The sequence below is a fragment of the Pontibacillus marinus BH030004 = DSM 16465 genome (assembly GCF_000425225.1).
Lineage (GTDB): Bacteria > Bacillota > Bacilli > Bacillales > BH030062 > Pontibacillus > Pontibacillus marinus.
In genome coordinates this window covers 25,042-44,434 of sequence record NZ_AULJ01000018.1, presented here as the reverse complement: position 1 = coordinate 44,434, position 19,393 = coordinate 25,042, and the positions used below count along the sequence as shown (strand labels likewise).

At 41.4% G+C, this 19,393-nt stretch carries 19 protein-coding genes and 1 tRNA gene; 16 read left to right on the top strand and 4 right to left on the bottom strand.

From position 1 onward, the window contains the following. Window positions 1–58 precede the first annotated feature (58 nt). Window positions 59–1,006, top strand: a complete 948-nt coding sequence (whiA, locus tag H514_RS0104205) for a DNA-binding protein WhiA (RefSeq protein ID WP_027445828.1) — start codon at window positions 59–61, stop codon at window positions 1,004–1,006. Between the two features lie 156 nt (window positions 1,007–1,162). Next, window positions 1,163–1,417 (top strand): HPr family phosphocarrier protein, encoded by a 255-nt coding sequence (locus H514_RS0104200; protein ID WP_027445827.1) that lies wholly within the window; start codon window positions 1,163–1,165, stop codon window positions 1,415–1,417. Window positions 1,418–1,465: 48 nt separating this feature from the next. On the opposite strand, the gene H514_RS24550 is transcribed toward H514_RS0104200, so the two are convergent. Further along, window positions 1,466–1,801: a hypothetical protein gene (locus H514_RS24550; RefSeq protein WP_027445826.1), complete on the bottom strand. Its 336-nt coding sequence runs from the start codon at window positions 1,799–1,801 to the stop codon at window positions 1,466–1,468. Between the two features lie 148 nt (window positions 1,802–1,949). Between H514_RS24550 and H514_RS0104190 the strand changes: the two genes are divergently transcribed. Further along, on the top strand, window positions 1,950–2,903 hold the full coding sequence (locus H514_RS0104190; protein ID WP_027445825.1) for an ABC transporter ATP-binding protein: 954 nt from the start codon (window positions 1,950–1,952) through the stop codon (window positions 2,901–2,903). Beyond that, window positions 2,900–3,676, top strand: coding sequence for an ABC transporter permease (locus H514_RS0104185; protein WP_231566608.1), 777 nt, complete (start codon window positions 2,900–2,902; stop codon window positions 3,674–3,676). The genes H514_RS0104190 and H514_RS0104185 overlap by 4 nt, the downstream gene beginning before the upstream one ends. Before the next feature lie 52 nt (window positions 3,677–3,728). On the opposite strand, the gene clpP is transcribed toward H514_RS0104185, so the two are convergent. Next, window positions 3,729–4,340, bottom strand: a complete 612-nt coding sequence (gene clpP, locus H514_RS0104180; protein WP_081672930.1) for an ATP-dependent Clp endopeptidase proteolytic subunit ClpP — start codon at window positions 4,338–4,340, stop codon at window positions 3,729–3,731. A 190-nt stretch (window positions 4,341–4,530) separates the two neighbouring features. After that, entirely contained in the window at window positions 4,531–4,941 is a 411-nt protein-coding gene (locus tag H514_RS0104175) for a hypothetical protein (protein WP_027445822.1), read from the bottom strand. A 406-nt stretch (window positions 4,942–5,347) separates the two neighbouring features. On the opposite strand from H514_RS0104175, the gene H514_RS0104170 reads away from it, so the two are divergent. The 10 genes from H514_RS0104170 to H514_RS0104125 all read left to right on the top strand — a co-directional run bounded on the left by H514_RS0104170 (window position 5,348) and on the right by H514_RS0104125 (window position 15,313). Beyond that, window positions 5,348–5,423 (top strand) — tRNA-Arg (locus tag H514_RS0104170). Window positions 5,424–5,545: 122 nt separating this feature from the next. Beyond that, window positions 5,546–6,823, top strand: a complete 1,278-nt coding sequence (gene rpoN / locus H514_RS0104165; RefSeq protein ID WP_027445821.1) for an RNA polymerase factor sigma-54 — start codon at window positions 5,546–5,548, stop codon at window positions 6,821–6,823. Next, window positions 6,820–7,056 carry a glutaredoxin family protein gene (locus H514_RS0104160; protein WP_027445820.1) on the top strand — a complete coding sequence of 79 codons (237 nt, stop codon included), beginning with the start codon at window positions 6,820–6,822 and terminating at the stop codon, window positions 7,054–7,056. The genes rpoN and H514_RS0104160 overlap by 4 nt, the downstream gene beginning before the upstream one ends. Before the next feature lie 158 nt (window positions 7,057–7,214). Further along, the gene (locus H514_RS0104155) at window positions 7,215–8,243 is read left to right on the top strand and encodes a sugar-binding transcriptional regulator (protein WP_027445819.1); all 1,029 of its coding nucleotides are present in this window, start codon (window positions 7,215–7,217) and stop codon (window positions 8,241–8,243) included. A 41-nt stretch (window positions 8,244–8,284) separates the two neighbouring features. Then, the gene (gene gap, locus H514_RS0104150) at window positions 8,285–9,292 is read left to right on the top strand and encodes a type I glyceraldehyde-3-phosphate dehydrogenase (protein WP_027445818.1); all 1,008 of its coding nucleotides are present in this window, start codon (window positions 8,285–8,287) and stop codon (window positions 9,290–9,292) included. Between the two features lie 323 nt (window positions 9,293–9,615). Next, on the top strand, window positions 9,616–10,806 hold the full coding sequence (locus tag H514_RS0104145) for a phosphoglycerate kinase (RefSeq protein ID WP_027445817.1): 1,191 nt from the start codon (window positions 9,616–9,618) through the stop codon (window positions 10,804–10,806). A gap of 15 nt (window positions 10,807–10,821) precedes the next feature. Beyond that, complete coding sequence (gene tpiA, locus H514_RS0104140) at window positions 10,822–11,580, top strand: triose-phosphate isomerase (protein WP_027445816.1); 759 nt, start codon at window positions 10,822–10,824, stop codon at window positions 11,578–11,580. After that, window positions 11,577–13,121 (top strand): 2,3-bisphosphoglycerate-independent phosphoglycerate mutase, encoded by a 1,545-nt coding sequence (gpmI, locus tag H514_RS0104135; RefSeq protein ID WP_027445815.1) that lies wholly within the window; start codon window positions 11,577–11,579, stop codon window positions 13,119–13,121. The genes tpiA and gpmI overlap by 4 nt, the downstream gene beginning before the upstream one ends. A gap of 70 nt (window positions 13,122–13,191) precedes the next feature. After that, window positions 13,192–14,478, top strand: coding sequence for a phosphopyruvate hydratase (gene eno / locus H514_RS0104130; RefSeq protein ID WP_027445814.1), 1,287 nt, complete (start codon window positions 13,192–13,194; stop codon window positions 14,476–14,478). A gap of 400 nt (window positions 14,479–14,878) precedes the next feature. After that, a complete protein-coding gene (locus tag H514_RS0104125) occupies window positions 14,879–15,313 on the top strand; it encodes a DMT family transporter (RefSeq protein WP_027445813.1) in 435 nt (144 codons plus the stop codon). A 46-nt stretch (window positions 15,314–15,359) separates the two neighbouring features. Here H514_RS0104125 and H514_RS0104120 read toward each other — a convergent pair whose 3' ends face one another. Beyond that, window positions 15,360–15,836: a hypothetical protein gene (locus H514_RS0104120; protein WP_027445812.1), complete on the bottom strand. Its 477-nt coding sequence runs from the start codon at window positions 15,834–15,836 to the stop codon at window positions 15,360–15,362. A 373-nt stretch (window positions 15,837–16,209) separates the two neighbouring features. Here H514_RS0104120 and treP point away from each other — a divergent pair, with 373 nt between their 5' ends. Beyond that, window positions 16,210–17,613: a PTS system trehalose-specific EIIBC component gene (gene treP, locus H514_RS0104115; protein WP_036842360.1), complete on the top strand. Its 1,404-nt coding sequence runs from the start codon at window positions 16,210–16,212 to the stop codon at window positions 17,611–17,613. 105 nt (window positions 17,614–17,718) lie between these two features. Beyond that, entirely contained in the window at window positions 17,719–19,392 is a 1,674-nt protein-coding gene (gene treC, locus H514_RS0104110; protein WP_027445810.1) for an alpha,alpha-phosphotrehalase, read from the top strand. Window position 19,393 lies beyond the last annotated feature (1 nt).

Below are 19,393 nucleotides of genomic sequence, written 5' to 3'. Positions count from 1 at the left end.
TATAGACCAATATAAAGAAACACATGCACGTGTTTCCGAAGCAGGGGAGGTGAAAGGGTTGTCGTTTGCTTCAGAGACTAAGAAAGAATTAACGTCCATTGAGTTGGACCCATGTTGTGTGCAATCCGAATTAGCCGCATTAATTCGCATGAACGGATCACTCTCATTATCGAATCGTGCGTATATTTTAGATGTGCAAACAGAGAACGCAGCGATTGCGCGCCGAATTTATACACTTATCAAAACGTTATATGATTTTCCTGTGGAATTATTAGTTCGAAAAAAGATGCGTCTGAAGAAGAATAACGTCTATATTGTTCGTATGAAGGAGAAGGTACGTGAACTCCTTACAGATCTTTATATTTTGGAAGAACCCTTCACACTCGTTCGAACCATTTCAGAGAAGTATCTAGAGAAAACATGCTGTCGCAGATCCTATTTACGTGGTGCATTTTTAGCTGGGGGCTCTGTAAACAACCCTGAAACATCTTCATATCACATGGAGATTTTCACATTTTATGAAGAGCACAATACGTCACTATGCGACTTGATGAATCAATTCGATCTCCATGCACGTGCTATTGAACGTCGTAACGGGTATATTTGTTATTTAAAAGAAGCAGAGAAAATTACAGAATTCCTTAATATTATAGGCGCTCACCAGGCACTCCTTAAATTTGAGGATGTTCGGATCATGCGTGATATGAGAAACTCGGTCAATCGACTTGTTAACTGTGAGACTGCTAACCTAAATAAAACAATCGGTGCAGCCTTCCGTCAGGTTGAGAATATTAAATTCATCCAGCAAACGGTTGGTCTTGAAGCGCTGCCAGAAAAACTACGTGAAATTGCGACGCTTCGTGTTCAGCATCAAGACGTAACATTAAAAGAACTTGGTGAATTAATGTCATCAAACATCAGTAAATCCGGCATCAATCACCGACTTCGTAAAATCGATGAATTTGCAGAAAAAGTACGAAAAGGTGAAGTTACTGTGAATGGTTAGCGAATCCGTTCCTTTTTACAATCTTTCGTGATATAATTGCCTTACATTTTTAGCGCTTCTTCTTGCAGAAGCGTTTTTTTATACACATATGATAGCGCTTACCGATGAGAGGTATATATACAAAGAGAAAATGATGATGGAGAGAGGAGAATTTAAATGGTAGAAAGGTCAGTAACCGTCTCACTTAGTTCAGGATTGCAAGCGAGGCCAGCTGCGCAATTCGTACAAGAAGCAAATCGATTCAGCTCAGACATCTTTCTAGAAAAAGAAGGAAAGCGCGTGAACGCTAAAAGCATTATGGGTCTAATGAGCGTTGCCGTCGGTCCAGGGGAAGACATTACTCTACAAGCAAAAGGATCAGACGAAGAGAATGCACTTGAAGTACTTATTGAGTTTGTAACAAAAGAATAGTGTTTTTTATCGTTTTAATGTGAAAGTATGAACATTTGTTTTGGAAAGCTAGCCTTCTTTTTGGGGGCTAGCTTTTTTGAGTTTTTGTACCTGATAGAAGGGGGGGACCCGAGCGAAAGCAGCTCGCACCCGAGCGAAAACAGCTCGTACCCGAGCGAAAGCAGTGCGTACCCGAGCGAAAGCAGCTCGCACCCGAGCGAAAGCAGCTCGCACCCGAGCGAAAGCAGCTCGCACCCGAGCGAAAACAGCTCGTACCCGAGCGAAAGCAGCTCGCACCCGAGCGAAAACAGTGCGTACCCGAGCGAAAGCAGTGCGTACCCGAGCGAAAGCAGTGCGTACCCGAGCGAAAGCAGTGCGTACCCGAGCGAAACACTCCCTACCCAAGAAAAAATTCCCCCCTCATAAGTCCCCCCACATCCTAAGATTAAGGTAAGCCCAAAAAGTGATGCCAACTCCGCCTAGAGGTTGAGGAGGTTATTTTAACCTTCATGTAGAATAGTAATTAGAAAATAAAGGAAGAGGAGTTGGCAAAATGGAATCCATTATTGAAGTTAACGGTATTCGAAAAGTTTACAAAAAGCGAAAAAGTAAAGAAGCGTTTGTTGCTGTGGATGGGATTTCTTTTCAAGTGGGGAAGGGAGAAATTATGGGTTTACTCGGACCGAACGGAGCTGGGAAAACCACCACGATTAAATCGATCTGTGGATTACTTGTACCAAATGAAGGCTCAATCTCCATCCATGGGTACGATAGTGTAAACGATCGAAACAAGGCACTTCGCCACATAAGTGCAGTATTAGAAGGAAACCGAAACATCTACTGGCGTTTAACAGTGTTTGAAAACCTCGAATATTTTGCAGGTAACCGAGGGATGAGCAAGAAAGAAATTCTTCCATACATAGAAGAACTGCTCGATATGTTCCATCTTCAAGATAAACGGAATGAAGTGGTCAATAATCTATCTCGAGGGATGCAACAAAAGTTAGCCATTTGTGTAGCCATGATGGCAGGAACGGATGTCATTTTACTAGATGAGCCAACCTTAGGATTAGATGTAGAAACTGGATATGAGGTTCGAGAAATTCTAAAAAGGATCGCCTTTGAAGAGCAAAAAACGATTATCATAAGTACGCATGATATGGATGTTGTTCAAGACCTTTGTAACCGTACAGTCATTATTAACCAAGGAAAAGTCATTGCGAATGAACAAGTAAGTAAACTACTTAATTTGTTCAAAACTAGTGCTTATAAAATACACTTAAAAGAATCCTTAACAGAAGAACAGGTAAAGCATCTTGAGCACAAGTTTCCAATACACGAATGGGAAGGCCAAATCCTCAATGTCAACCTGGATCACGAAGAGGCAATCTATGATCTAATGGATATTTTAAAAATGAATAGAACAAGTATTGAGACGATCAATCAAACAGAAGTGAACTTTGAGGAAGTCTTTATGAAACTAGTGAAGGAGGAAGCTGTATCATGATGACATTTGCTAATGTACTTCGAGTTAATGTGAAAAAAGAATTTCTAGAGCTTAAGCGGTATTTTGCCAATACACTTAGTATGATTCTAACTATGTATTTTATCTTTCTTGGTATGTTTTTTGGAATTCAAGTAGTAGGAGATCCTGCAGATGTAGCAACGAATACACAATATATCATTGTCAACTATGTCTTTTGGTATTTAGGAATGGCGACGCTTCAATCGCTTGGGTTTACGATTTCTCAAGAAGCGATGAGGGGAACCCTTGAACAACTTTACATGTCACCTGTTTCTGCTTGGAGAATATTACTGGCTCGTGTATCAGGAATGGTGTTTAACCATCTGTTTATAATAGTGTTTTTACTCTTTGCATCTATGCTTACAACAGGTGAGTGGTTGAATTTAAATCCCGTTGCAGTTGTTCCTATATTACTCCTTACAGTGGTGAGCATGATTGGCGTTAGTTTTATAGTAGCTGGGATTTCTGTAATCGTAAAACAGATTAATGCCTTTCTTCAAATTTTACAGTTTATCATAATGGCATTCGCTTTCATTCCGTTATCCGTTGCTCCTTATTTAGTATTTGCTCCATTTGTAAAAGGTGTGGATATGACGCGCCAAGTTATGATTCATGGTTATACATTAACGGACTTTACAGCTCTAGACTATATAGCTTTAGTTGGTAACGGTATTGCTTATGTAGCCATTGGTGTAGTTTTATATCGAACATGTGAAAAAATCGCAATGAAAAAAGGACTGCTTGGACATTATTAAACATAGAAAAAGGCTGTCGATAACTCGACAGCCTTTGTTTTGGATTTAATTACTATTCAGGCTTTTTCTCCATTACTTTGTCGATTAAGCCATACTCAAGCGCTTCGTGAGCTTCCATGAAGTTGTCACGGTCTGTGTCGCGAGAGATCACATCGATAGATTGACCTGTACGCTCAGCAAGGATGTTGTTTAGTTTTTCACGCATGCGAAGGATACGCTTAGCATGAATATCGATGTCTGTTGCTTGACCTTGAGCTCCGCCTAGTGGTTGGTGAATCATCACTTCACTGTTTGGTAGAGCATAACGCTTACCAGGCTCACCAGCTGCAAGTAGGAATGAACCCATAGAAGCTGCCATACCTGTGCAGATTGTAGATACATTTGGTTTGATGAACTGCATTGTATCGTAGATCGCCATACCAGCTGTGATCGAACCACCTGGAGAATTGATGTATAGAGAAATATCTTTATCTGGGTCCTCTGCAGCTAGGAATAGCATCTGTGCTACGATTGAGTTCGCAACGTTATCATCGATTGCGCTTCCAAGCATAATAATACGGTCTTTTAACAAGCGTGAATAAATATCATAAGCACGCTCACCGCGGTTTGTTTGTTCAATAACTGTAGGTATTAAATTCATACTTTTCTCCTCCTTTAAATTCATCTTTTTCTGAATGAATTTTAAGTAACTATGTTTATCATACATGCAAGGTCAGAGAAGGTCAAACAAAAGGCATCTGACTTAAAAGTATGTAAATGAGTGACCTTCACTGCCTCTATAGTATATGCAGCGGGGACTGCGCATATTTTCAATTTTTCCCCGTTTCATGCGTTATAAACATATGAAACGGTTATTATTTTCGAAGTGACACAATTTGACGCATGGTTTGATGAAAATGACGATTTAATTCTCGCTCACGAACTTGCCAAACCGTCCAACCATGCTTCATTAAATATCGCTTCTCCTTTTCTAGTTTACGCTTTTTCACCGGGTGAAGTAAATCTTCAGGGCTGTAAAATAATATCGCTAATTTCACATCTAATAAAGCAAGATCAACGGTTACTCGTCCAACTTGCACACCTGTATAAGGAAGAAATCCGTACGTTTTCAATGTGAAATACGTTTTGCGGAGAGCGGGGGAATGCACGGGTGGATAAAATGAGTACGCGTTAAATGTAGGGATAGGCTGGCGGTAAATAAGATAGGAACTGAGTAATACGGTAAAAAATATAACAACGGTCCATAATAGCAATGCTAATGACATATAAATCACCTCATTAATTAGCATCTCCTTTGAAAGGACAGAACATGCAATGGGCGAAGTTCAGGTTGAATTTTAAGCAGTTGCATCATATAATGAAAGTTGTCTTTATAAATAGTCAGTAGTCGCGTAGTCTAGTTCTGGCTCCCAGTGGCTAGTGAACTTCCATCACCTCCGCACGATAAGTCAACATCGAATCACTACGTTCTTCGTGTTTCCTTTACACATTTAGTGATATGAAATTTTATCTTCGAAGAAATTCGACGTTGTAAAAATTTCTAGGTTAAAGTACCAGGGCAACTATGCTTCTGTCTGCGCCTAGCGGCTTGCCAATCAGCAAGTTTACTTAATCGCACTGCGGCTCAGTCCAGTTCATACGCCCCTAACCGGTCGCCGCCACTTTCTTTATGCGCCCGTAGCTCAGCAGGATAGAGCGTTAGGTTCCGGTCCTAAGTCAGTCGGGGGTTCGAATCCCTCCGGGCGCGCTCAGGAAGCCTCTTGAATTTCCAATAAAATTCAAGAGGCTTTTTATATCTCTACTCCTCCCTTAGGTCGCCATTTTCTGCTACAATAATATGTAACCGCTTACGAACGGAGGACTCAAGCGATGAATCAACAACTGACTCAGGAACAAAAACTCTCATGGAAAATGACACAAAAGATGAGTCAAGCGATTGAGATGTTAACGTACAATGGTATGGAGCTCAATCGATTTTTAGAGGATCAAGTAAGCGATAATCCCCTTATTCATATCAAACCACAGGACACCTCATTTGCTTCGGGTGCTATTCAGCCTGAACTACATCGTAGTGAGCGTTCAGTTCATCAATATTTACATGATCAGTTACTTCATATTTCGATACCTTCAAACCTCAAGTCAGCAGTAGAATATGGGATCGATTCCATTCACGATGATGGTTATCTAGACCTTTCGCTACAAGAGTGGCAGGAAGCTTGCAAAATAAATGAAGAGGAGACTTATAAATTACTAGAAATTCTCCAATCTCTTGAACCTGCAGGAATTGGGGCACGTACGCTTCAGGAATGCATCACCTTACAACTGCAACGCCAACATGCACCACTTTACGTCACACAAATCATCCAGGAGAACCTTCAAGATGTAGCAGAACAAAACCTAGAGGCGATTTCTGCAAAATATGAGTGTACGATTCAGGAGGCTGAAGATGCGATATCCCTTATTCAGTCTTGCCACCCAAGACCTGCACTCCAAGTAGCACCAGTTAAACAAGATTATATTGTTCCAGATGCAAAAATCTATAAAGACGCTGGGCAGTGGAGGTTTGAGTTATCATCATTTAACCAACCTTCTATTTCGATTGAAGAGTCCCTTTTGAATCTCAATACCCATGACACTCAAGCAAAAGCGTATATTCATGAAAAATATCAACACGCTGAGTGGATCCAAACCGCCATTCTAAAAAGAACGATCAATTTTTCAAAAGTGCTTGAGCAAATCGTGAATCGACAGTCTCCCTTTTTTGAAAAAGGATATCCTGCCATGCGCCCCTTAAGAATGCGTGAAATCGCTGATGAAGCTGATATTCATGTATCAACCGTAAGCCGAGCTGTAAAAAATAAATTCGTGCAGACACCACAAGGGATTGTATCGTTGAAAGAATTTTTCCAAACAGGTTTGCAGGCAAAAGGGGGAGAGGAAACATCCTCTCAATCTATCAAACAGCTTATAAAAGAAACCATACAAACAGAAAGTCAAGAAAAACCGTATTCAGATCAAGCGCTCAGTGATCGTCTTCATCGGGAGTTTGGCATTTACATTTCAAGAAGAACTGTGGCAAAATATCGAGAAGCACTTCATATTCCTTCCTCATCTAAACGGAAAAAGAAAGGGAGTCTAACGACGTGACGAAAGAAATCATCCTTTATACAAAAGAAACATGCACACTATGCGATGATGCAAAGATCCTACTGGAAACGATTTTACATGATTATGATGTGGTTATACGTGAAATAGACATCTATGAAGATGATGATCTCTTGGAGAAGTATCAGCTTATGATTCCTGTGGTTGAAATCGATGGAGAAGAAATTGATTATGGCCAAATCGACCCAACAAAGGTGATGAAGCGTTTACAATAAAAATAGCGCTTCTTCTTTGTTGCACGGGGGTTTACAGACTGATACAATAAACTTGTACGTAAGCTTATTGTATTTTTTTACCCTAAGTGGGACACAATACGTCATGGCGGGACAAAAAAGCCCCCGCTGAAGCTTACATACAGCAAAGGAGCTTTTCCATGAGGGCGTTAATTGACTTACAGAGTAAACTATTCCCCGATTTGCTGGATATTATGCAGCGTCGTTATGAGATTCTACAGATCATTCGACAAATGGAGCCGATTGGACGTCGCAGTCTTGCTGATAATTTGGCCATGGCTGAACGTACGGTTCGATCTGAGATTGATTTTCTTCAGGAGCAAAGCCTGATCGAGATTACAACAAGAGGCATGCACCTTACCTCAGAAGGCAGACAAGTTCTCCTGCAGCTCGAAGAATTTATGAAAGAGCTGAAAGGGATCTCCAATCTAGAAGATCAAGTAAAGAAAAAGTTGAATATCAATCATGTAGTGGTCGTTCCAGGGAATAGCGATGAACTCTCATGGGTAAAAGAGGAAATGGGCAAGGCGTGTGTTCGGTATATGAAGGAAGTCTTAAAACCGAATAACACCGTAGCCGTAACCGGAGGCGGTACAATCGCAGCCGTAGCTGAAATGATGACCCCTTTAGAACAAGCGCAAAATTGCTTGTTTGTCCCAGCCCGAGGCGGATTAGGAGAACAAGTGGAAAATCAAGCTAATACCATTTGTGCTGAAATGGCGAAAAAAGCAAATGGGAAATATCGTTTGTTGTATGTTCCTGATCCGCTAAGCGAAGAATCGTATCACACCATCATCGGTGAACCTTCTGTACGTGAGGTACTAGAGTTAATTCGTAGCTCTGATCTAATCGTACACGGAATTGGAGATGCCATGACTATGGCTGAAAGAAGAAAGACACCTCAATCCGTTATGAAAACTATTCAAGAAGGAGATGCTGTTGGTGAAGCTTTCGGGTATTACTTTAATAAAGAAGGAGAAATTGTTCACAAAGTGCGCACAGTAGGAATCCAATTGGAAGATTTAAACCATACTAATTGTGTTATGGCTGTGGCCGGTGGCAAATCAAAAGCGGAAGCGATTGACTCCTACTTTAAACAGGGACAATCCAATGTACTCATTACCGATGAGGGTGCAGCAAGAGAGTTAATAAAGGGTACTTCCCTTTAGATAAAAACATTAAGGATAGATACCTTAAGGAGGAATTTTTCATGGCAATCAGAATTGGTATTAACGGTTTCGGACGTATCGGACGTAACGTATTCCGCGCAGCTTGGAACAACGACGAAGTAGAAGTAGTTGCAGTTAACGACTTAACAGATGCAAACATGCTTGCACACCTACTTCAATACGACACTGTACATGGTAAATTTGAAGAAGAAGTTACTGTAAATGGTGACAACCTTGTAATCGGTGGTAAAGAACTTAAAGTACTTTCTGAGCGTGACCCTGCAAACTTAGGTTGGGGAGATCTTGGTGTAGATATCGTAATCGAATCTACTGGTCGTTTCACTCAGCGTGACGATGCTAAGAAACACATTGACGCTGGTGCGAAGAAAGTTATCATTTCTGCTCCTGCTAAAGGTGAAGACCTAACAGTTGTTATGGGTGTTAACGAAGACAGTTACGACAAAGATAGCCACCACGTTATCTCAAACGCATCTTGTACAACAAACTGCTTAGCTCCGTATGCTAAGGTTCTTAACGATAAATTCGGTCTTAAGCGCGGTATGATGACAACAGTTCACGCTTACACAAACGACCAGCAAATCCTTGACCTACCTCACAAGGACTACCGTCGTGCGCGTGCAGCAGCTGAAAACATCATCCCAACAACTACAGGTGCAGCACAAGCTGTAGCGAAAGTACTTCCTGAACTTGAAGGTAAGCTTTCTGGTATGGCTATGCGCGTTCCTACTAAGAACGTTTCTCTAGTAGACCTTGTAGCTGAGCTTGACGCTAACGTTTCTGCAGAAGACGTAAACGCAGCTCTTAAAGAAGCAGCTGAAGGTGAACTTAAAGGGATCCTTGGTTACAGCGAAGAAGAGCTTGTATCAAGCGACTACAATGGTAACACTGCTTCTTCTACAATCGATGCTGCTTCTACACTAGTAATGGAAGACAACATGGTTAAGATTGTTTCTTGGTATGACAACGAAACAGGTTATTCCAACCGTTGTGTAGACCTAGCTGTTTACCTTAATAGCAAAGGACTATAAGATAGATAAATTTTATCTTCCCAACGGAAGGAAAATAACCCCTGTTAACCGTATATATGTATAGGTGTTCATCGCAAAGCGTGGGGGAGACTAGCCTCCTCCTTTGCGATGTTTGTATGAAAAGCGACTGTAAAGAATGGAAGTACACCATATTTTTACCAAAAGGCTAGTCTGGATAGATCGTTTCTTCATCACAAACAATAGAACACGTTTGTCCCAATCTTCTAAGAGGGAACGTACATACAGGGGCGAGGATTAACCCAATAGCCCAAGCAGCCAAGTAGTTGGTGCTAGCTAGACATTGAACAAAGGAGGTCCATCCCATGAACGTAAATGAGAAAAAAACCATTCAAGACATCGATGTTAATGGAAAAACGGTTTTTTGCCGCGTTGATTTCAACGTACCTATGTCAGAAGGTGAAGTAACGGATGACACAAGAATTCGTGCTGCCTTGCCAACAATCCAGTACCTTGCTCACAAAGGTGCTAAAGTTATCCTTGCGAGCCACTTAGGCCGTCCAAAAGGTGAAGTTGTTGAAGAGCTTCGTCTTGATCCAGTTGCGAAACGTTTAAGTGACCTGCTTCAAAAAGAAGTAACGAAAACAGATGAAGCATACGGTCCTGAAGTTAATAAAGCCCTTTCCGACCTAGGTGAAGGTGAAATTTTACTTCTAGAAAACGTACGTTTCTATGCTGGTGAAGAGAAAAACGATGCAGACCTTGCGAAAGAATTTGCAAACCTAGCTGATGTATATGTGAACGACGCATTTGGTGCAGCTCACCGTGCGCATGCATCTACTGAAGGCATTGCACATCATATCCCAGCAGTAGCAGGACACTTGATGGAAAAAGAACTACGTGTACTTGGGAAGGCCTTAAAAGATCCTGAACGCCCATTCACAGCTATTATTGGCGGAGCGAAAGTTAAGGATAAAATCGGCGTTATCGATAATCTAATTGATAAAGTTGATCACCTCATCATTGGTGGTGGCCTAGCTTACACATTCGTAAAAGCACAAGGCTATGAAATCGGAAAGTCTCTTTTAGAAGAAGATAAGATTGATGTAGCGAAAGAATATATGAAAAAAGCAGAAGAGAAAGGCGTTAAATTCCACATGCCATTAGACGTAGTGGTAGGAGACGACTTCTCAAACGATGCAAACACTCAAATTGTGGATATCGACAGCATTCCAGCAGATTGGGAAGCAATGGATATCGGACCGAAAACGATTGAAAAGTACGCGGATATCGTAAAAGATTCCAAACTTGTTATCTGGAACGGTCCAATGGGTGTGTTTGAACTTGAAACATTCGCCAAAGGAACGAAAGGCGTAGCTGAAGCACTTGGCCAAACAAAAGGTTATACTGTGATTGGCGGAGGCGACTCTGCAGCAGCAGTTGAAAAATTCGGTTATGCTGATCAAATGGACCACATTTCCACAGGTGGCGGTGCGTCATTAGAGTTCATGGAAGGTAAAGATCTTCCAGGCGTTGTAGCCCTAAACGACAAGTAAAGGAGCGAGACATCTATGCGTAAAAAAGTGATTGCAGGTAACTGGAAAATGAATAAGCTTGTAGGTGAAGCGGAGCAATTCGTTGAAGATGTAAAAGAATCTGTTCCATCAAGTGAAAAGGTTGAATCCGTAGTGGTAGCACCTTTCACGCACCTTCATGCACTTGTTGAAAAAGCAAAAGGTACTGACTTAAAGATCGGTGCTCAAAATATGCACGCTGAAGAAAGCGGCGCATTCACAGGCGAAGTTAGTCCTGAAATGTTAAAAGACATTGGCGTTGAATACGTTGTACTTGGACACTCTGAACGTCGTGAGCTTTTTGGCGAAACAGATGAGTCTGTTAATCAAAAAGTCCATGCAGCTTTCAAACACAATCTTGTACCAATCGTATGTGTTGGTGAGTCTGATGAGCAGCGCGAAAACAACCAGGCTGAAACAATCGTTGAAGACCAGGTTAAAAAAGCTCTTAAAGACTTAACAAACGAACAGGTTCAAGACGTGATTATTGCTTACGAGCCTATCTGGGCAATCGGCACAGGTAAAACAGCTACAGCAGAAGATGCAAATGCAATGTGTACACACATCCGTAACGTTGTAAAAGCATTTGCTGGTGATGAAGCAGCTCAAGCTGTTCGCATCCAGTACGGTGGTAGCGTGAAGCCTGCGAACGTTGATGAAATGTTAGGTCAGTCCGACATTGATGGCGCTCTAGTAGGCGGTGCAAGCTTAAAAACTGACTCTTTCTTAGCGTTAGTGGAGGCAGGTACAAAATGAGTGACAACCGTTTAGCCGCGTTAATTATCCTAGATGGTTTTGGCCTAGAGGATAATGAGATTGGAAATGCCGTAAAGCAAGCAAACACGCCGAATTTTGACCGCTTTTGGAATCAGTATCCTCATTCACAGCTAACCGCAAAAGGAGAAGCTGTTGGTCTTCCAGAAGGCCAAATGGGGAACTCTGAGGTTGGTCACTTAAACATCGGTGCTGGTCGCATTGTGTACCAGAGCTTGACTCGTGTGAACATGTCCATTCGCGAGGGAGACTTCTTTGAAAAAGATACTTTCATTGATGCGATGGAACATGCAAAAAAGAACAACAAAGCCTTACACTTATTTGGTCTTTTATCTGACGGTGGTATTCACAGTCATATTGAACACCTATATGCACTTCTTGAAATGGCTGCTAAACGTGGTCTTGAGAAGGTATATGTTCATGGTTTCTTAGATGGCCGTGACGTTGGCCAAAAGTCAGCGAAAAAGTATATCAAAGCCCTTCAGGATAAAATGGATGAGCTTGGTGTAGGTGAACTTGCTACAGTATCAGGCCGCTATTATTCCATGGACCGTGACAAACGATGGGATCGTGTAGAGAAGGCGTACCGCGCTATGGTTTATGGGGAAGGTCCAAGCTATCAGGACCCACTTGAAGTAGTGGACGATAACTATGCGAATGATATCTATGACGAATTCGTTCTTCCATCTGTTTTGACAGATGAAAACGGTGAGCCTCGCGCTACTGTTGAAGACGAAGACGCGATTATTTTCTACAACTTCCGTCCTGACCGTGCGATCCAAATTTCACGCACGTTTGCAAACGAAGATTTCCGCGAATTTGATCGTGGGGAGAAGGCGCCGAAAAATGTTCACTTCGTTATGCTTACGAACTTTAGTGAAACGGTTAATGGTTATGTAGCATACAAGCCGGTTAACTTGGATAACACAGTCGGAGAAGTTTTAGCGCAAAACAATATGAAACAACTTCGCATTGCAGAAACTGAAAAATATCCACACGTAACATTCTTTATGAGCGGTGGACGTGAAGCAGAATTCGAAGGCGAAGAACGCATTCTAATTGATTCTCCAAAAGTTGCAACGTATGACTTACAGCCAGAAATGAGCGTGTATGAAGTAACAGATGCTCTTTTAGGTGAATTAGATGCAGACAAGCACAACGCAATCATTCTAAACTTCGCTAACCCTGATATGGTTGGTCACAGTGGAATGATGGAGCCAACAATCAAAGCGATTGAAGCCGTAGATGAGTGCTTAGGCAAAATCATCGATAAAATTTCCGACAAAGGTGGCCATGCGATCATCACAGCAGACCATGGTAATGCGGATGTCATGATCACGGATGAAGGAAAGCCACAAACGGCTCATACGACGAACCCTGTCCCTGTTATCGTAACAAAGGAAGGCGTCGAGCTTCGTGATGGCGGTATTTTAGGTGACCTTTCACCTACACTATTAGATTTATTAAACGTTGAACAACCTGCTGAAATGACAGGTGAATCACTGATTAAAAAGAATCAATAGAATTGTTTTCAAAAGGTAGTGCACGACCTTTTGCTAATCTTAATTTCGATAAAAAAGGAGAGAAACAACTATGCCATATATTACAGACGTATACGCACGTGAAGTATTAGACTCTCGTGGTAACCCAACAGTTGAAGTTGAAGTATATACAGAATCAGGCGCTTACGGTACAGCACTTGTACCAAGTGGTGCATCTACAGGTGAATATGAAGCAGTAGAACTACGCGACGGTGACAAAGACCGTTACCTTGGAAAAGGCGTAACGCAAGCTGTAGACAACGTAAACGAAAAAATCGCTCCAGAACTTCTTGGTTTCGATGTAACGCGTCAAGTTATCATCGATGAAGTTATGCGAGAGCTTGATGGTACAGAGAACAAAGGAAACCTAGGTGCGAACGCAATCCTTGGTGTATCCATGGCTGTTGCACACGCAGCTGCTGACTTTGTTGGCATGCCTCTATACCAATATCTTGGTGGATTCAACGCTAAGAAGCTTCCAACACCAATGATGAACATTCTTAACGGTGGCGAGCACGCTGACAACAACGTTGATATTCAAGAATTCATGATCATGCCAGTAGGCGCTCCTTCATTCAAAGAAGGTCTACGCATGGGTGCAGAAGTATTCCACGCTCTTAAGAAAGTTCTTAAGAATAAAGGCTATAACACGGGCGTAGGTGACGAAGGCGGATTCGCTCCTGACCTACAGTCTAACGAAGAAGCTCTATCTACAATCATCGAAGCGATCGAAGCGGCTGGTTACAAGCCAGGCGAAGAAGTGAAGCTTGCGATGGACGTTGCATCTTCTGAAATCTACGAAGACGGTAAGTACAACCTTAAAGGCGAAGGCGTTACACGCACAGCTGAAGAAATGGTTGACTGGTACGAAGAGCTAATCAACAAGTATCCAATCGTATCGATTGAAGACGGCCTAGACGAGAACGACTGGGAAGGTACAAAACTTCTTACAGACCGCATCGGCGACCGTGTTCAAATCGTAGGTGATGACCTATTCGTTACAAACACAGAAAAACTTAGCCGTGCAATCGAGCAAGGCGTAGGTAACTCAATCCTTATCAAAGTGAACCAAATCGGTACACTTACAGAAACATTCCAAGCGATCGAAATGGCGAAAGAAGCTGGTTACACAGCAGTTATCTCTCACCGTTCTGGTGAAACAGAAGACGCAACAATCGCTGACATCGCTGTTGCAACAAACGCTGGTCAAATCAAAACAGGTGCACCATCTCGTACAGACCGCGTAGCGAAGTACAACCAACTTCTACGCATCGAAGACATCCTAGCTGGTACAGCTGTATACGCTGGTAATAAAGCATTTTACAACTTGAATAAGTAAGTTTGTTAAGTGCTTAGTTAGGCAGTCCACTCTTTTGAGTGGGCTGTTTTTTTGTGGTCTTGAATCGCAATGAGGGTGGTGCACTCGCAAATGAGGTTTAGGCGCTCGCATTTGGTGCCGGAGCGCTCGTATTTGAAGGGGGGCGATCGCAAATGAGGATGACCCGCCCGCATTTTGTACCGGAGCGCCCGCAAACGAGTTCGAGCCGCTCGCATTTCGTCCTGGAGCGCTCGCAAACGAGTTTCCCCCGCCTGCATCCCGTACCGCAGCGCCCGAAAATGCCATAAGATCGCCTGAAAGCAGGAGCCCCCATACCACACAATCCAAAACAATTGGCTTTTCCTCTGTGCAGTGTTATAATTTCCAATAATTTGTGTGAAATGATCAGGGGGACAAAACCATGAACTGGATTATGATGATCCTGGTTTTCTGTGGTGGATTAGCTGTAGCGATACAGTCCGCAATCAATGGAAATCTAGGACAAAAAATTGGTGTATTCGAAGGAGCTTTTGTCTCCTTTTTAGTTGGAACAGTGACCTTATTTTTAATTATGTTATTCTTTGGACGTGGCAATATCGTGGATGCCTTTCAAGTTCCGAAGTGGCAGTTACTTGGAGGGGTGTTAGGTTCATTCTTTGTATCTTCCATGGTCCTTGCAGTTCCTCGAGTAGGCGTCGGGGCAGCACTATTTACAGTCATCGTAGCTCAATTAACAATGAGTTCTCTGATCGATCATTTTGGTTGGCTTGGAATGAAGCAAATTCCGCTCGATTGGAATCGGCTGGCCGGGTTAGGTTTAATGATTGTAGCTATTATTTTATATACAAGACGTTAATACAAAAAAGCTGGACTCACTCTATCAATGAGTAGTCCAGCTTTTTTTAGCCTCTTCTAATCCTTTTAAATCCCTCTTGATCCAAAAAGTCCACAGCTTCATTATAGGTAGGGAACGCACTATCTAGCATTTCGCCAGCGTAAATGTTCCATAAATCATAATCGAAAACAAGGGTTAGAATGTGACCTTCATCATTCATCCATGTTTCTTCACCATATTCTTCATCGTCTTCCTCATCTAACGTAGCTAAAGAATCAATGGATTTTCGGACAACTTTGCGAAGTTCTTCTTCACTATAATTACGAATGTTGACCATACCTTTATCATCAACATCATAATCCTCATCGTCAATCAACTCTACATAAACATATCCGTTTCCATTTGGATGCAATCGGTAAACCACGTTTTTCTTATCATAGACACTGTCTTCAAACTGAAAATTCACGCGACCAAGGGATACGTCGTTGCGTGTAAGCTCAGGAAAAGACTCAATTATAGCAAGCTTTTCTTCAAATGTAAGCATGTTACCTCCGTAGGATTGTATTATTCTTTCATCATATTATATCACGTACCTTAATCAACTCGAAACAGATCAGGTATTGTCGAAATACTCTATTACTAAGTTCTCACAATGTGATTTTAATCATACATTCATGACTTCACTTATTTAGGGGATACTGAAACCATAATAAGATTGTTTCGAGAGATGATATGAAAGGGTATAAGATCTTTAATATTGCCCTGTTTCAGCCAATAATTTACACCGATATTTAAAAAATTTTCGGAAAATATGAAGATGTATATACAAATCTTTTAATATAAGATATGATGTATATACAAGTTATTAAGAAAACGCTTTATTTCATACACAGAGAGAGTTTGAGGGAGGTTACATCATGAACTTGAAAAAAGAGGCGAAGGGTATTTTAGATGCAATTGGTGGTCAGGAAAATATAGCTGCGGCCACACATTGTGTAACTCGTTTACGTTTATCATTACATGATGAGAGCAAAGTAAATCAAGAAGAGCTCGAGAAGCTAGAGTCGGTTAAAGGTTCATTCTCTACAAATGGACAGTTCCAAATTGTTATTGGACAAGGTACCGTAGACAAAGTATATAAAGAGATGACAGCACTAGGCGTTGGAGAGGCATCTAAAGATGATGTGAAAAGCGCTTCAGCTGAAAAAATGAATCCGCTTCAAAAAGCAATTAAAACATTAGCAGATATTTTCATTCCGATCCTTCCGGCAATCGTAACAGCAGGTTTACTTATGGGGATTTACAACATCCTCGGTGGTACAGGAATTTTCTTTGATGAAAAATCATTAATAGAGGTTTATCCGCAATGGGCTGACCTTGCGAATATGATCAACCTTATAGCCAATACGGCATTCGTATTCTTACCAGGACTCATTGGTTGGTCGGCTGTTAAGAAGTTCGGTGGTAATCCATTACTTGGTATTGTACTTGGACTTATGCTCGTTCACCCTGACCTACTAAATGCTTGGGCTTATGGTGAAGCTGTAAAAAACAATTCCGTTCCAACATGGGACTTATTTGGCTTAACAATTGAAAAAATCGGTTATCAAGGACAGGTTCTTCCTGTATTATTAGCATCTTATGTATTAGCGAAAATTGATATATTCCTACGTAATCGTATTCCAGATTCTATTCAGCTTTTATTCGTTGGACCTATTGCTTTACTTGTAACAGGTTTCCTAACATTTATTGCAATTGGACCCCTTATGTTTGGTCTTGGTAACTTAATCACAGATGGTCTAGTTGCCGTATTCGATCAGTTCGCAGCACTAGGTGGTTTAATTTACGGTGCTCTTTACCCATTACTTGTTGTAACGGGAATGCACCATACGTTCTTAGCAGTTGATATTCAGCTAATCGGTAACACAGGTACAACATTCTTATGGCCAATTCTTGCGTTATCTAACATTTCACAAGGTTCAGCAGCATTAGGCGTAATGGTAGCTACAAAAGATGAGAACCTTAAAGGACTATCTGGTTCTTCAGGGGTATCTGCTTACCTTGGAATTACAGAGCCTGCTCTATTTGGTGTTAACTTACGCTATAAGTTCCCATTCGTTGTAGCGCTTGTATCCTCTGCGATTGCAGCTACTGTGATCACAATTATGAACGTACAAGCTTCATCCATCGGAGTAGGTGGTGTACCAGGAATCTTCTCCATCTTGCCGCAAGACTGGCTTTGGTTCCTAGTTGGTATGGCGATAGTACTGGCTTTACCATTTATTGCTACATTCCTTATTGCAAAACAGAAAAAAATATAATATCGATAGACGGATAGCAACCGTGCACCCCATGGTTGCTATTTGGTCTGTCATAGATTTTACATGGTTAACAAAACCCACATACATCAAAAGGACGGTGCTAACATGACACAACAACCATGGTGGAAACAATCAGTCGTTTATCAAATCTATCCGAAGAGCTTTAATGATACAACAGGAAACGGGACTGGAGATATCCAAGGAATTATTCAAAAGCTCGATTATTTAAATGAACTTGGTGTGGATGTTGTATGGCTCACTCCAATTTATAAATCTCCTCAACGAGATAATGGCTACGATATTAGTGATTACTTCGATATCCACGAAGAGTATGGAACAATGGAAGATTTTGATGAGCTTTTAGAAGAAGCTCACAAACGGGACATCAAGATCATCATGGATATCGTTGTAAACCACACCTCCACAGAGCATGAATGGTTCCAAGAATCCAAGAAATCTAAAGACAATCCTTATCGTGACTATTACATTTGGAAAGATCCAGTTGATGGTCAAGAACCGACGAACTGGCAATCCAAATTCGGCGGAAATGCATGGGCATATGACGCTGAAACAGGACAATATTATTTACACTTATTTGATGTAACACAGGCTGATTTAAACTGGGAAAATGAAGCTGTTCGTAAAAGTGTATATGACATGATGCACTTTTGGTTGCAAAAAGGCGTTGATGGTTTCCGTCTTGATGTTATTAACCTAATCTCAAAAGATCAGGCATTCCCGAACGACTATACAGGGGATGGGCGTAAGTTCTATACAGATGGACCACGTGTTCATGAGTTCATGCACGAAATGAATCAGAATGTATTTTCTCAATATAAAATGATGACGGTTGGCGAAATGTCTTCAACGACAATTGAAGACTGTGTAAAATACACACACCCTGAGCGTCAGGAATTAGACCAAACCTTTAGCTTCCACCATCTAAAAGTTGACTATCCGAACGGTGAAAAATGGGTGAAAGCAGATTTTGATTTTCAACAGCTGAAAGACGTTCTAACAGAATGGCAAGTAGGTATGCAACAAGGCGGAGGTTGGAATGCTTTATTCTGGTGTAACCACGACCAGCCACGTGTTGTATCTCGTTTTGGTGACGATGAAAATTATCCAAAAGAGTCCGCTAAAATGTTAGCAACAACGATTCACATGATGCGCGGTACGCCTTATATTTATCAAGGTGAAGAGTTTGGAATGACAAATCCTAAGTTCAATCGTATCGGCGACTATCGTGACGTTGAATCCTTGAACATGTACGATATCATGAAGAAAGAAGGAAAGTCTGAAGAAGAAATTCTGGAGATTTTAAAACAGAAGTCTCGTGATAACTCCCGTACACCAATGCAGTGGAATAACCAGAAACATGCTGGATTTACATCAAGCACACCATGGATTCCTGTAGCTGCAAATGCGGATGAAGTAAACGCTCAAAACGCATTAGAAGATCCTGATTCAGCTTTTTATCATTATCAAAAGCTCATTCAACTTCGTAAAAAATATGATATCATGACAACAGGAGATTACGAACTCATTCTGGACGACCATGACTCCATCTTTTCTTATGTAAGAAATGGGGATGGTGAGAAGTTACTTGTGATCAATAACTTCTATGGTACTGAAACACAATTCACCTTACCTGATCACGTAGATGTAGATGGCATGAAATCCGAGATTCTTATTTCAAACTATGAGGATTCTTCAGAAGAATTCAAATCCATCTCGTTGCGTCCGTATGAGTCCATCGTCTATTATTTAACGAAGTAAA

Coding starts and splice junctions, on each gene's coding strand:
- H514_RS0104200 (WP_027445827.1), top strand. CDS start 1,163: ATGGTAGAAAGGTCAGTAACCGTCTCACTTAGTTCAGGATTGCAAGCG.
- H514_RS0104190 (WP_027445825.1), top strand. CDS start 1,950: ATGGAATCCATTATTGAAGTTAACGGTATTCGAAAAGTTTACAAAAAG.
- H514_RS0104185 (WP_231566608.1), top strand. CDS start 2,900: ATGATGACATTTGCTAATGTACTTCGAGTTAATGTGAAAAAAGAATTT.
- clpP (WP_081672930.1), bottom strand. CDS start 4,340: ATGAATTTAAAGGAGGAGAAAAGTATGAATTTAATACCTACAGTTATT.
- H514_RS0104175 (WP_027445822.1), bottom strand. CDS start 4,941: ATGTCATTAGCATTGCTATTATGGACCGTTGTTATATTTTTTACCGTA.
- rpoN (WP_027445821.1), top strand. CDS start 5,546: ATGAATCAACAACTGACTCAGGAACAAAAACTCTCATGGAAAATGACA.
- H514_RS0104155 (WP_027445819.1), top strand. CDS start 7,215: ATGAGGGCGTTAATTGACTTACAGAGTAAACTATTCCCCGATTTGCTG.
- gap (WP_027445818.1), top strand. CDS start 8,285: ATGGCAATCAGAATTGGTATTAACGGTTTCGGACGTATCGGACGTAAC.
- H514_RS0104145 (WP_027445817.1), top strand. CDS start 9,616: ATGAACGTAAATGAGAAAAAAACCATTCAAGACATCGATGTTAATGGA.
- tpiA (WP_027445816.1), top strand. CDS start 10,822: ATGCGTAAAAAAGTGATTGCAGGTAACTGGAAAATGAATAAGCTTGTA.
- gpmI (WP_027445815.1), top strand. CDS start 11,577: ATGAGTGACAACCGTTTAGCCGCGTTAATTATCCTAGATGGTTTTGGC.
- eno (WP_027445814.1), top strand. CDS start 13,192: ATGCCATATATTACAGACGTATACGCACGTGAAGTATTAGACTCTCGT.
- H514_RS0104125 (WP_027445813.1), top strand. CDS start 14,879: ATGAACTGGATTATGATGATCCTGGTTTTCTGTGGTGGATTAGCTGTA.
- H514_RS0104120 (WP_027445812.1), bottom strand. CDS start 15,836: ATGCTTACATTTGAAGAAAAGCTTGCTATAATTGAGTCTTTTCCTGAG.
- treP (WP_036842360.1), top strand. CDS start 16,210: ATGAACTTGAAAAAAGAGGCGAAGGGTATTTTAGATGCAATTGGTGGT.
- treC (WP_027445810.1), top strand. CDS start 17,719: ATGACACAACAACCATGGTGGAAACAATCAGTCGTTTATCAAATCTAT.